Here is a 12,472-nt window from a genome sequence, read left to right as displayed (position 1 = left end):
GCCATGCACGCAACTGAGCCATTGTTTCAGGCCAGTCAGTACCTGCAGGCCTTGCAGGGTTATTGGTGGCCTTTTTGTCGGCTGATGGCCGTGTTCAGCATGGCCCCGCTGTTCAATCACAAGGCGATGTCGAGGAAAATCCGGGTGTTGCTGGCACTGGTCATCACTGCGGCCGTGGGCGCCGCGTTGCCGCCCGTGCCCCACATTGACCCGCTGTCTGCCCAAGGGGTGATGACCGCACTGGAGCAGATCGCCTTTGGCTTGATGCTGGGGCTGACCCTGCAATTGGTGTTCACGGTGTTCAGCGTGGTCGGTGAAGTGGTGTCGTCGCAAATGGGCATGAGCATGGCCCGCTACAACGACCCGATAAACGGGGTGTCGTCGTCTTCCATCATTTACCAACTGTATTTCGTGTTGCTGGCCTTTCTGTTTTTGGCCATTGACGGGCATCTGCTGGTGCTGAGTGTGCTATTCAAAAGTTTCAATCACTGGCCGGTGGGCAGCGGTCTAAACTATCACAGCTATACCCTGTTTATCAAAGCCATTGCCTGGGTGTTCAGCGCCGCCGTATTGCTGACCCTGCCAATGGTGTTCTGCATGGTACTGGTGCAGTTCTGCTTTGGCCTGCTGAACCGTATATCGCCGTCCATGAACCTGTTTTCATTGGGATTCCCGATCACCATCGTGGTCGGCCTGCTGTGCATTTATATGACCATCCCCAACCTGCCGGAACACTACGTGCACCTGACCCGCGAGTTGCTGGACAACATCGGCCTGATGATGGAGGACGGCCAGGGTGTCCAATGACAGCGCGCAGGAAAAAACCGAAGAAGCTTCGCAGCAAAAATTGCGCAAAAGCCGCGAGGACGGCCAGGTCACTCGCTCCAAAGACCTGTCCACCACCGTGTCGCTGCTGGTGACGCTGTTTATTCTCAGGCTCACCTTTGAGCGCTTTTATCAGGGGTTTCAGGACAGTTTTCGTATTTCGTATCTGAACCTCAACTGGAGCGAAATAACCCAGCAGGACCTCACCCTGATACTGGCTCACAACCTCGGCTTGTTTATCGCAATGCTCGCCCCCTTGCTGCTTACCAGCGTGCTGGTGGTGGTGTGTTCACTGGTACCGGGTGGCTGGGTATTTGTGGCCAAAAACTTCGCGCCAAAATTCAGCAAGCTCAACCCGATTACCGGGCTGGGCCGCATCGTCTCCAAACAAAACTGGATTGAACTGATCAAGTCGATGCTCAAGATTGCCTTGCTGATCATCGTGGCCTGGGCGCTGATCAGCGATGCCGTGCCGCACCTGATCGCGCTGCAACGCACCAGCCTGCTCACCGCCATCGGCACCTCCTTCAGGATTCTGTTTGATACCTTGCTGGCGCTGATGGGCATCTTCGTGGCGTTCGCCGCCATCGACATCCCGATCCAAAAGTATTTCTTCCTTAAAAAACTGCGCATGACCAAGCAGGAGCGCAAGGAAGAACATAAAAATCAGGAAGGTCGGCCCGAGGTCAAAGCCCGGATCAAACAGATTCAGCGCCAGATTTCCCAGCGTCAGGTCAGCCACGTGATGAAGACCGCGGACGCCGTGATCGTCAATCCACAGCATTACGCCGTGGTGCTCAAATACGACATCAAAAAAGCCCAGGCCCCTTACGTGGTCGCAAAAGGCGTCGACGAGATGGCTTTGTACATCCGCTCGATGGCCGCCGCCCATGCGCTTGAAGTGCTGGAGATACCGCCGCTGGCCCGGGCGATTTACTTCAGCACACAGATCAATCAACAGATTCCCAGCCCGCTGTATGCGGCCGTGGCGCACGTGCTGACCTACATCCTGCACTTGAAAGCCTACAGAAGTGGCCTGCGCGGCAAGCCGCAACTGCCCGACAACCTCCCTATTCCAGAACGCATGGCGAACAAGGCGTAATCATGAACGTACTGCACACCCTCCTGCCGACCCTGCGCAGCGGACGTATCGGCATCCCGGTGGTGATCCTGTCCATTCTGGCGATGATCATCCTGCCGCTGCCGCCCTTACTGCTGGATATTTTGTTTACGTTCAACATTGCCATGGCGGTGCTGGTGTTGATGGTCAGCGTGTCCTCGAAAAGCCCGCTGGATTTCTCGCTGTTCCCCACCGTGATTCTGGTCACAACCCTGTTGCGCCTGACCCTGAACGTGGCCTCTACCCGTATCGTGCTGCTGGAAGGCCATACGGGCACCGGGGCTGCGGGCAAAGTGATCGAAGCCTTCGGCGAGGTGGTCATCGGCGGCAATTTCATTGTCGGCATGATCGTGTTTGTGATCCTGATGATCATCAACTTCATGGTGGTAACCAAAGGCGGCGAGCGTATTTCGGAAGTGACGGCGCGCTTCACCCTGGACGCCCTGCCCGGCAAGCAAATGGCCATAGACGCTGATTTAAATGCCGGTCTGATTACTCAGGATCAGGCCAAACAGCGCCGCCAGACCATCGCCAAGGAAGCCGACTTCTACGGTGCAATGGACGGTGCTTCGAAGTTTGTCCGCGGTGATGCGATTGCCGGCATCCTGATTCTCACCATCAACCTGTTTGGCGGCTTTGCCATTGGCATGTTCGTCTACGACTTGCCTGCCGGGCTGGCCTTTAAACAGTACGCGTTGTTGACCATCGGCGACGGTCTGGTAGCACAGATCCCGGCGCTGCTGCTGTCTACCGCCGCAGCCCTGATCGTGACACGTATCAATGAGGCCGCCGAAATCACCACTCAGGTGCGCCGACAATTGCTGGCATCCCCTAGCCTGCTCTACACCGTGGCTGGCATTCTGCTGGTGCTGGGCATTGTGCCGGGCATGCCGCATCTGGCCTTTCTCAGTTTTGCCGCGGTGGTGGCCGGGCTGGCGTGGTGTGTCTCGCGCTATCAATCGCCGCTGGAGGCGCAAGAGCTTGACGCGGTCGGCGCACTCAGCGAGTCCATGCAGCAGGAGCGCACCCATACCCTGGCGTGGGAGGACATTCCCCACGTTGAACGGCTGTCGGTGTCACTGGGCTATAAGTTGGTCGGACTGGTCAATGAAGCGGCGGGCGCGCCCTTGACTCACCGGGTACGCGGGTTGCGCCAGTCGTTGTCAGAGAACCTGGGGTTTTTGTTGCCTGAAATCCACATGCGCGACAGCTTGCGACTCAAAGCGGCCTTTTACTCGATCCATATCAACGGCGAGCAGATCGAGGGCGCCGAGGTGCATGCAGACCACCTGATGGCGATTGCATCGGCGCAGTTGTATGGCGAAATCGATGGCATTCTGGGCATTGATCCGGCTTACAAAATGCCAGTGGTGTGGATCAAGCCCGCCGATAAAAGCCGGGCGCTTAACCTCGGTTATCAAGTGGTGGATTGCGCGGGCGTGATAGCGACGCACCTGAACAAGGTGATTCGCGACCACTTGGCCGATATTTTCAAACACGACGATGTCGACCATCTGATGCAACGCCTCGGCGAAGTGGCACCCAAGCTGGCCGACAACCTTAAAGCGCAACTCAACTACACCCAGCAACACAAGGTGTACCGCCAATTGCTGAGCGAAAACATCTCATTGCGCGACATCATCACGGTGGCCAGCGCCCTGGTAGAAAGCAGTGAAAACACCAAGGACCCGGTGCTGCTGGCGGCGGACGTGCGCTATGCCTTGCGCCGCACTATCGTGGCTGGCATTACCGGGCGGCGCGACGAAGTCAGTGTCTTTGTGTTGGATAACGCCCTTGAAAACACCTTGCTCGGCGCACTGAGCATTGCCCAGCAAGCCGGGCCAGTGAGCCTGGACAATATTCCGGTGGAGCCGAATCTGCTTAACCAGTTGCAAAATGCCATGCCGATTGTCAAAGAGAAACTGCGCAAGGACGGCCACCCGCCGGTGCTGACCGTCATGCCGCAACTGCGCCCGCTGCTGGCCCGTTATGCCCGTGTGTTCAGCCCGGGGCTGCACGTGCTGTCGCAGAACGAAATACCGGAAAACGTCAGCGTCAACATTGTCGGGACCTTGGGTTAGGACCGATTTACTTGTCCGACTTGATACTGGTCCAGGTACGGGTACGCACGCGCTCCAGTTTTTGCGGCAGCGGTTTGACGATGTACAACGACTTCAAGGCCTCTGGGGTCGGGGTCAGGTTGGGGTTGCCGGTAATGTCCTTGTTGATCAACGCCAGTGAGTCTTTGTTGGCGTTGGGGTAGCCGAGGAAATCACTGATGCCAGCGATGACTTTCGGCTCCAGCAAGGTGTTTAGAAACTGGTGAGCCTCTTCGACGTTTTTCGCACTTTTAGGGATCGCAAAGGTATCGAACCAGATCGGCGCCCCCTCTTTCGGCAAGCGCCAGTCAACCACTACGCCGTTACCGGCTTCCTTGGCGCGATTGGCAAACTGATAAAAGCTGCCCGAGTAACCGATGGCCACGCAAATATCGCCGTTGGCAATGTCGGTCATGTATTTGGCCGAATTGAAGTAAGTGACGTAGGGACGAATTTTCAGCATCAGTGCCTTGGCTTTTTCATAGTCCGCCGGGTTTTCACTGTTGGGGTCCAGGCCCAGATAATGCAGCGCCAGCGGCAGAATTTCCGAAGGTGAGTCGAGCATCGCTACGCCGCAGGATTTGAGTTTCTCCATGTTCTCGGGTTTGAACACCAAGTCCCAACTGTCCACCGGCGCGTTGTCACCCAAGGCAGCCTTGACCTTGGCCGGGTTGAATCCGATCAGCACGGTGCCGACCATGTAGGGCACGGCGTATTGATTGCCAGGGTCGTTGGCATCCAGCAGCTTGAGCAAGGCCGGGTCCTGATGCTGCCAGTTGGGGAGTTTGGACTTGTCGAGCTTCTGGAACACCCCGGCTTTGATCTGGGTGTCGAGAAATTGATTGGACGGCACCACCAGGTCATAGCCCGAGTTGCCGGTCAGTAACTTGGCCTCAAGGGATTCATTGGTATCGAACGTGTCCCAAATCACCTTGATGCCTGTCTGGCGGGAAAAGTCTTTGGGCACGGACGGCAGGATGTAATCCGCCCAGTTATATACCCGTAGTTCACGCTGTTCAGCGTGCACGGCAGTGGCCAGCAGTGAAAGCGAACACACAGCGGCGCCCAGCAAGTGTTTGATCGAGACCATGAATGAGTTCCCTTTATCTGTGCTTTCGATTCTTGCTGAGCACTTGGCCGGATCACAGTGGGAGACCGGCCAATAAGGGATGGATCTGGCCAATCTGTGTGACCCGATCTGTATCTGCGCGGTAGGTGTAAGGCTCATATCCCGTAGCAGCTGACGAGTAATGCGAGGCTGCGTCCGACGATGCAATCGTCGTGAGTTTTAGGGTCGCGGTGTGCTTGATGCACCGAGTGGAAGGGTTTCACGACGGCTGCGCCGTCGAACGCAGCCTCGCATTACTCGTCAGCTGCTACGGATTCGGGGGCGACGACAGGACGCCGGGCAATGTTCAACACGTGCACCAACAGGCCGAACAGCAACCCCCAAAAAGCTGAGGACAACCCCAAAAAAGACACACCGCAAGCCGTCACCAAAAAGGTAAACAACCCGGCATCGCGCTCCTGCGGTTCGCTCAGGCTGCGCACCAGCGCATCGCTAATGGCGCCGTATAAGGCCAAGCCCGCCAAGGCGGTAATCAAAGCTGTCGGGAAAGCCTCAAACACTGATATCACTGTCGCCCCGGCAATGCCGAACAACAGGTAAGCCGCACTGCCCGACAGTGCCGCAATGTAGCGACGCCGGGGGTTTTCGTGGGCTTCCTTGCCCGCACACAAGCTGGCGGTGACGGCCGCCAGATTAAGCCCGTGACAACCGAACGGGGCCAACAGCAACCCGCCGATTGCCGTGCTGCTGATGATCGGGCTGGCCGGTGTGGTGTACCCCGCTGTGCGAAGCACCGCCATGCCCGGCATGAACTGCCCGGTCAGGGCAACCAGCACCAGCGGTAATGCAAGGCTCAAGGTGGCTGACAGACTGAACTCAGGACTGATCCACTGCGGGGTCGCCCACTCGAACACCAACGCCTCGGTGCGCAACTCCCCACCGGACAAGGTGAGGGCGACCCCCACCAGTAACACTCCCGCCACCGCATAACGCGGCCAGAACCGACGCATGACGATATAGGTGATGAACATGCCCAACACCAACCCCGGTTGCACGGGCAAGGCACGAAAGACCTCAATGCCGAAAGCAAACAGTATGCCCGCCTGCATGCCGGCGGCTATTGAACCGGGCAAGCGTTCAATGATGCGATCAAATGCGCCCGTGACCCCCACCAGCAGCAAGATCACATTGGCCACCAGATACGCCCCCACCGCCTGATTAATACCGATCTGTGGCAGCGCTCCGACCAGCAAGGCAGACCCCGGAATGGACCAGGCGATCACCACTGGCACGCGGTAGCGCAGGCTCAAGACAGCGCCAAGCACAGCGCTGCCGATGGAGATGGCCCACACCCAGGAGGACAGCATGTGGGGTGACAACTGCGCGCTTTGCGCCGCATGAAACACAATCACCAGCGGCCCGGCATAAGAAATCAGCGTGGCGATCACTCCGGCAATCAACGCGGACAACGAACAGTCCTTGAACAGCCTTTTCATGGGTAGGCCACCGTTTCGACCCCCCGCCGTTGCGGGCTAAAGGTGAACAGCAGCATGGCCAACGCAGCCACCGCACCGGGCACGGCGAACGCCATGAAGTTGAGTTGCAGGGGCAGATTCATGCCCATCAGCGCACCGCCCAGCAGCGGCCCGAGAATCGCGCCATTGCGGCCAATACCGGAGGCCCAGCCAAGACCGGTGGAACGAATCGACTGGCCGTAGCTCTGTGCAGTGACTGCATACAGCAGGATTTGCGTACCCACCGTGGTACCACCGGCCACAAAGATCAGCAGATACAGGAGCAAGGGCGCACTTTTGAACCCCAGCAACGTCACCGTTACGGCGGCGATGATGAAAAACACCACCAACACTTTACTCAAGCTCAGACGGTCTCCCAGCCAACCGCCAAATACGGCGCCGACCATGCCGCCAGCATTCAGCACCAACAGAAAGGACAGGCTCGAACCGAGGCTATAGCCTGCGCTGGCCATCATTTTCGGCAGCCAGGAACTCAAGGCATAGACCATCAACAGACAACAGAAAAACGCCACCCACAAAAACAGCGTGCGCATGGCCCGACCGTCACGAAACAGCTCCAGAACGGCGGCACCCCGCCCCTTGATATCCGCCATGAACAAGGTGTCATCCGCGCCGAGTGCCAGTGCCGGATCGATTTCTTGCAAGATACGACGCGCTTTTTTGGTTTGCCCCTGACGCATCAGAAAGCCCACGGACTCGGGTAACCGCCAGAGAATGACCGGCAGCAACAACAACGGCACCACGGCTGCAAAAAACAGCGACTGCCAGCCGTACTGCGGCAGCATATAAATCCCCACACCCGCCGCCAGCACCCCGCCCAGCGAATAACCGCTGAACATGATTGCCACCAGCGTGCTGCGCAAACGCTTGGGCGCATACTCGCTCATCAGCGCCACGGCATTGGGCATCAGCCCGCCGCAGCCTAAACCGGCAATAAAGCGACAAATGCCGAATTCGGTCGGGTTGCTGGCAAAACCATTCACCAGGGTGGCGGTGGAAAACAACATGAAGCAAATCGCGATGCCCTTCTTGCGCCCGATTTTGTCGGCCAGCGTGCCGAACACCAAGGCACCGAACATCATCCCGAACAGCGCATAACTGCCCAGTGCGCCCGCTTGCAAGGGGGTCAGCCCCCATTCCAGCATGATGGCCGGGAGCACCACGCCGAAAATCAGCAGGTCATAGCCGTCAAAAATCAGCAGCAGCGCGCACAGTGCGACCACCGATCCGTGAAAGCGGCTAAAACGTGCGTTATCAATCACCTGATGAACGTCTATTTCTCGCATGGCGTCGTCACTCTTGTTTTTATTGTGGTAGCTGCACGTGCAGGTTTGAGCAGCATAGGGAGGCGCTCTGCAGGCCTCTAGCCGATTCCTGCACATCGCTATCCGTTTCCTGCAACGCAGTTAAGCGGATGACAATCGCACTCATGATGTTATAAGGTAACAACCTTTCTGGCCCATCCCTTGTTTGTGATCCTCTAATGACGACCGCTACCCATGCCCCGCCTTCAAGCCAGCGCTTGCTGTCCATCGACGCCCTTCGCGGGTTGGTGATCCTGTTTATGCTGTTGGACCATGTGCGCGAAACGTTCTTTCTGCACCGCCAGGTCGCAGACCCGATGAACATCGAACTCACCGACCCCAGCCTGTTTTTCAGCCGCACCCTCGCCCACTTGTGTGCGCCCGTGTTCGTGTTGCTGACGGGCCTGTCGGCGTACCTGTTCGGCGAAAAATATCAGGGCACACGCGACGTTTCGGCGTTTCTGTTCAAGCGCGGGCTGTTCCTGGTGGTGCTGGAGTTCACGCTGGTGAACTTCGCCTGGACCTTTCAATTCCCCCCGACCGTGATTTACCTGCAAGTCATCTGGGCCATTGGCGTCAGCATGATGGCCCTGGCGGCGCTGGTCTGGTTGCCACGCCCGCTGCTGTTGCTACTGGCATTGGTCATTATTGGCGGGCATAACCTGCTCGATACCGTCCACTTCCCGCAGGGTTCAGCCCTGCATGTGCCGTGGGCGGTGTTGCATGACCGCGGCTGGATTGAATTCTCGGAGACCCTGCGATTGCGCACGTCGTACCCGTTATTGCCATGGATCGGCGTGATCGCGCTGGGCTACTGCATAGGCCCGTGGTTCGCACGCAATGCCTCGGCGATCAAGCGTCAGCAGTACCTGTTGCGCTCGGGTCTAGGCGCCCTGCTCGGCTTTGTGCTGTTGCGATTGCTCAATGGTTATGGCGAGGCTGCGTGGGTGAACCACGAACACTGGCTAGCCACACTGATGAGCTTTTTCAATATCACCAAGTACCCGCCTTCTCTGCTGTTTCTGGCCTTGACGCTGGGCACGGGCCTGTTGCTGCTGTTGGCTTTCGAGCGGGCACAACAACGGTTATGGATACGCACGCTCGCGGTGTTTGGCGCGGCACCCATGTTTTTCTACCTGCTGCATCTTTACGTCTTGAAAGTGCTTTATCTGATCTGCGTGGCGGTGCTGGGTCTTAATCAGGGCAGTTACTATGGATTCGACAGCATCGCCTCCGTCTGGTTAACGGCTGTGTTGCTGGCTGCGGCGCTTTATCTGCCCGTGCGCTGGTTTGCAGCGCTTAAAGGTCGACGCCGAGATATTTCATGGCTGAAATACTTCTGAGCATGAGTTTTCCCCCACTCCACGGCGTGTTCGTCTAACATGCCGCCGCCGGTCCCCCAACGGGATTAAAAGGGAATCCGAGGGGCTACTACAGCCTCAAACGGAACTGCCCCCGCAACTGTAGGTGCTGAGCCTGCTCCTTGAACGCCACTGGGTCACCCCCCGGGAAGGTTGGAGCCGGGCGATGACGCATCAGTCAGGAGACCTGCCGGCATAGTTACACCTACTGACCGGCGGGGTGCCCGGGATGGACATCCTTGCTGCGCGTGTCATTCATTTGACCGGCCTTGCTCGGCTTATCAAGCCGTGCTCAACGATGTGTTTCCAGGCCGTACGCCCCCGCTCTGTGTACGATCCAAAAGGAGATTGCATCATGCTGCTGTTACGCGTTGTCGCCCTTGCCACCGCTTTGAGCGTCTGTGCCCTGGCTCAGGCCGCGCCCACCCACTATCCGCTGACGATAGAAAACTGTGCCACTACGCTGACGTTTGAGCATGCCCCACAACGCGCCGTGACCATCGGCCAGGCCGGGACTGAAATGCTCTATGCCTTGGGGTTGGGCGATAAGCTGGTCGGTACCTCGTTGTGGTTCAACGATGTCTCTGCCCTGTACAAGGCACAGAACGACAAGGTTGAGCGTCTGGCAGACAACGATCCCAGCTTCGAAGCGGTGGTCGGCAAGCGCCCTGAACTGGTGGCCGTGCAGTTGGAGTGGATGGTCGGCCCGCAAGGCGTAGTCGGCACCCGCGAGCAGTTTCATGACCTCAACATCCCGACCTACCTGATGCCCTCGGATTGCGAAGGCAAAGACAATCTGGTCGGCGCTGACGGCACACGCCTGCAACCCTTTCGCATCGACAGCCTGTATAAAAGCATCAGCCAGTTGGCGCAGATTTTTGATGTACAGGGTCGCGGTGAGCAACTGAACGAAGTGCTCAATGCGCGTCTGGATAAATCCCTGGCCTCAATCAAGGGTAAAGACCTCAAGCACACCAGCGCGCTGTTCTGGTTTTCCAGTGCAGACCTCGACATCGACCCCTATGTGGCCGGTCGCAAGGGCATTCCGGACTTTATGCTGAACACGCTGGGCGTGCGCAATGTGGTGGAGTCCGACGAAGAATGGCCAACGGTTGGCTGGGAAACTCTGGCCAAGGCCAACCCGACCTTTGTGGTCATCGCACGCATGGATCGCCGTCGCTTCCACGCGGACGACTATCAGAAAAAGCTCCAATTCCTGCGCTCTGATCCTGTGACGCGCAACATGGATGCGGTCAAAAACAACCGCATCATCATTCTCGATGCTGACGCCATGCAAGCCAGCCTGCGTCTGTTTGATGGGTTTGAAACACTCGCAAACGCTATTCACAGCAGCAACGCGGCGCAATGAGTGTGAGGTTGATGCCCTGGTTTGCGTCTCTGGCGATGCTGTTGTTGGCCATCCTGGCCGGGGTGGCTATTGGTGAAACCGCGATTGAGCCGGGGGTGGTTGTGCGGGTGCTGGCCAACAAAATATGGGGCGCTGGCTATGTGCTGGACCCGATCGACGAAGGCATTGTGTGGAACTACCGACTGACCCGTGCACTGGTCGCGGCGGCCTGCGGTGCCGGGCTGGCCACCTGCGGGGTGGTGTTGCAATCGCTGTTGCGCAACCCTCTGGCCGACCCATACCTGCTGGGCATTTCGGCCGGAGCCTCAACCGGAGCGGTGTTGATTGCCTTAATGGGCTTGGGTGCCGGAGCGATCAGCCTGTCGGTGGGGGCATTTGCAGGCGCCATTGGCGCTTTTGCACTGGTGATTTTGCTCGCTCGCGCCAGTGGCCCCGCCAGCGGAACCGGCCAAATCATTCTGGCCGGCATCGCAGGCTCGCAATTGTTCAACGCAATCACTGCTTTTTTGATCACTAAATCGGCCAGCGCTGAACAGGCGCGCGGCATTATGTTCTGGTTATTGGGCAATCTCAGCGGCGTGCGCTGGCCTTCGGTGGGGCTGGCCGTGCCCGTGGCGGTGGCGGGTCTGGCGGTGTGCCTGTGGCACTGGCGGGCGCTGGATGCCTTCGCCTTTGGCAGTGATTCCGCCGCTTCACTGGGTATCCCGGTGCGCCGCGTGCAGTTTCTGCTGATCAGCTGTGCGGCGCTGATCACGGCTGTGATGGTGTCCATTGTCGGCTCCATCGGTTTCGTCGGGCTGGTGATTCCCCATGCTGCGCGCCTGCTGTTGGGTACCGGCCACGGTCGGCTGCTGCCTGCCAGCGCACTGGGTGGCGCGCTGTTTCTGATCGCGGCCGATATTCTTTCGCGCACCCTGATCAAGGGCCAAGTAATCCCCGTCGGTGTCGTCACCGCACTGGTGGGCGCGCCGGTGTTTGCGCTGATATTGATTGGCCGCAGGAGTGCCCGATGACAGATGTGAGGGCGGTACTGAGTTGCCAAGACTTGAGTTACACGGTGCGAGATGCCCGGCTGCTCAGCGGTATCAACCTGAATGTTCGCGAGGGCGAGACGCTGGGGATTGTCGGCCCGAACGGTTCGGGCAAATCGACCTTGATCAAGCTGCTGGCCAATCTACGGACAGCCAGTCAGGGCCAAGTGCTGTTAAACGACCAGCCACTGCGGGCAATGCCCAGACGGCGTATTGCCCAGCAACTGGCCGTGGTCGAGCAACAGGCTGATACCCATGACGCGGTGAGTGTGTTCGACGCGGTTGCTCTGGGCCGCACACCTTGGCTGTCGGCGCTGCGTCCGTGGTCGGTCGAAGACACCACCATTGTCGAGCAAGCGCTGCGCGATGTAGACGTGAGCCATCTGCGCAAGCGGATATGGCGCGACCTTTCGGGCGGTGAACGTCAGCGCGTACATATTGCCCGGGCGTTGGCCCAGCGCCCGCAGATTCTGCTGCTGGACGAACCCACCAATCATTTGGACATCCTGCATCAGCTGTCCATTTTAAAGGCCGTGCAGGATTTGCCCGTGACCACTCTGATCGCCCTCCATGACCTTAATCAGGCGCTGAGTTGCGACCGGGTGGCGGTGTTGGAGCGCGGGCACCTGGTGGCTCTGGGTAAGCCCTGTGCGGTGCTGACCCCTCAACGCTTGCACGCCACATTTGGCGTGAACGCCCATTATTTAACCGACCCTTTTGATGGGGCGCAGATTCTGCGTTTTCGCCCCTCCTGAACCC

Annotated in this window: 10 protein-coding genes and 1 riboswitch; of the genes, 7 read left to right on the top strand and 3 right to left on the bottom strand. The window is 58.4% G+C overall.

Annotated elements, in window-relative coordinates:
- The first annotated feature begins 3 nt into the window (after positions 1 to 3).
- From fliR to GHN86_RS12040, 3 genes are read left to right on the top strand one after another with little or no spacing between them, the layout of a single operon-like run.
- Complete coding sequence (gene fliR / locus GHN86_RS12050; protein ID WP_153386650.1) at positions 4 to 807, top strand: flagellar biosynthetic protein FliR; 804 nt, start codon at positions 4 to 6, stop codon at positions 805 to 807.
- Positions 797 to 1,927 (top strand): flagellar type III secretion system protein FlhB, encoded by a 1,131-nt coding sequence (locus tag GHN86_RS12045; RefSeq protein ID WP_323369287.1) that lies wholly within the window; start codon positions 797 to 799, stop codon positions 1,925 to 1,927. Before fliR ends, GHN86_RS12045 begins: the two co-directional genes overlap by 11 nt.
- 2 nt (positions 1,928 to 1,929) lie before the next feature.
- A complete protein-coding gene (locus tag GHN86_RS12040; protein ID WP_153378783.1) occupies positions 1,930 to 4,026 on the top strand; it encodes a flagellar biosynthesis protein FlhA in 2,097 nt (698 codons plus the stop codon).
- 7 nt (positions 4,027 to 4,033) lie between these two features.
- On the opposite strand, the gene GHN86_RS12035 is transcribed toward GHN86_RS12040, so the two are convergent.
- The 3 genes from GHN86_RS12035 to GHN86_RS12025 form a co-directional block, all read right to left on the bottom strand.
- Positions 4,034 to 5,134 carry a polyamine ABC transporter substrate-binding protein gene (locus GHN86_RS12035; protein ID WP_153378784.1) on the bottom strand — a complete coding sequence of 367 codons (1,101 nt, stop codon included), beginning with the start codon at positions 5,132 to 5,134 and terminating at the stop codon, positions 4,034 to 4,036.
- 272 nt (positions 5,135 to 5,406) lie between these two features.
- Entirely contained in the window at positions 5,407 to 6,609 is a 1,203-nt protein-coding gene (locus GHN86_RS12030; RefSeq protein WP_153378785.1) for a benzoate/H(+) symporter BenE family transporter, read from the bottom strand.
- A complete protein-coding gene (locus GHN86_RS12025; protein WP_153378786.1) occupies positions 6,606 to 7,934 on the bottom strand; it encodes an MFS transporter in 1,329 nt (442 codons plus the stop codon). The genes GHN86_RS12030 and GHN86_RS12025 overlap by 4 nt, the downstream gene beginning before the upstream one ends.
- 197 nt (positions 7,935 to 8,131) lie before the next feature.
- Between GHN86_RS12025 and GHN86_RS12020 the strand changes: the two genes are divergently transcribed.
- The 4 genes from GHN86_RS12020 to GHN86_RS12005 all read left to right on the top strand — a co-directional run bounded on the left by GHN86_RS12020 (position 8,132) and on the right by GHN86_RS12005 (position 12,468).
- Positions 8,132 to 9,295 carry a DUF1624 domain-containing protein gene (locus GHN86_RS12020; protein WP_153378787.1) on the top strand — a complete coding sequence of 388 codons (1,164 nt, stop codon included), beginning with the start codon at positions 8,132 to 8,134 and terminating at the stop codon, positions 9,293 to 9,295.
- Positions 9,296 to 9,327: 32 nt separating this feature from the next.
- Positions 9,328 to 9,523, top strand: a riboswitch (cobalamin riboswitch).
- 145 nt (positions 9,524 to 9,668) lie between these two features.
- Positions 9,669 to 10,682, top strand: a complete 1,014-nt coding sequence (locus tag GHN86_RS12015; RefSeq protein WP_153386648.1) for an ABC transporter substrate-binding protein — start codon at positions 9,669 to 9,671, stop codon at positions 10,680 to 10,682.
- An 11-nt stretch (positions 10,683 to 10,693) separates the two neighbouring features.
- On the top strand, positions 10,694 to 11,695 hold the full coding sequence (locus GHN86_RS12010) for a FecCD family ABC transporter permease (RefSeq protein WP_153386646.1): 1,002 nt from the start codon (positions 10,694 to 10,696) through the stop codon (positions 11,693 to 11,695).
- Positions 11,692 to 12,468 (top strand): ABC transporter ATP-binding protein, encoded by a 777-nt coding sequence (locus GHN86_RS12005; RefSeq protein WP_153378790.1) that lies wholly within the window; start codon positions 11,692 to 11,694, stop codon positions 12,466 to 12,468. The genes GHN86_RS12010 and GHN86_RS12005 overlap by 4 nt, the downstream gene beginning before the upstream one ends.
- Positions 12,469 to 12,472 lie beyond the last annotated feature (4 nt).

This window comes from Pseudomonas helleri (assembly GCF_009600315.1).
In the GTDB taxonomy this organism is placed as follows: Bacteria; Pseudomonadota; Gammaproteobacteria; order Pseudomonadales; family Pseudomonadaceae; genus Aquipseudomonas; species Aquipseudomonas helleri_A.
Note: the sequence above shows the minus strand (reverse complement) of the source record. Positions and strands in the feature narration are given on the sequence as shown.

Excerpts from the sequence above, each read along its gene's own strand:
- fliR (WP_153386650.1), top strand. The coding sequence starts at position 4 with ATGCACGCAACTGAGCCATTGTTTCAGGCCAGTCAGTACCTGCAGGCC.
- GHN86_RS12040 (WP_153378783.1), top strand. The coding sequence starts at position 1,930 with ATGAACGTACTGCACACCCTCCTGCCGACCCTGCGCAGCGGACGTATC.
- GHN86_RS12035 (WP_153378784.1), bottom strand. The coding sequence starts at position 5,134 with ATGGTCTCGATCAAACACTTGCTGGGCGCCGCTGTGTGTTCGCTTTCA.
- GHN86_RS12030 (WP_153378785.1), bottom strand. The coding sequence starts at position 6,609 with ATGAAAAGGCTGTTCAAGGACTGTTCGTTGTCCGCGTTGATTGCCGGA.
- GHN86_RS12025 (WP_153378786.1), bottom strand. The coding sequence starts at position 7,934 with ATGCGAGAAATAGACGTTCATCAGGTGATTGATAACGCACGTTTTAGC.
- GHN86_RS12020 (WP_153378787.1), top strand. The coding sequence starts at position 8,132 with ATGACGACCGCTACCCATGCCCCGCCTTCAAGCCAGCGCTTGCTGTCC.
- GHN86_RS12015 (WP_153386648.1), top strand. The coding sequence starts at position 9,669 with ATGCTGCTGTTACGCGTTGTCGCCCTTGCCACCGCTTTGAGCGTCTGT.
- GHN86_RS12010 (WP_153386646.1), top strand. The coding sequence starts at position 10,694 with ATGCCCTGGTTTGCGTCTCTGGCGATGCTGTTGTTGGCCATCCTGGCC.
- GHN86_RS12005 (WP_153378790.1), top strand. The coding sequence starts at position 11,692 with ATGACAGATGTGAGGGCGGTACTGAGTTGCCAAGACTTGAGTTACACG.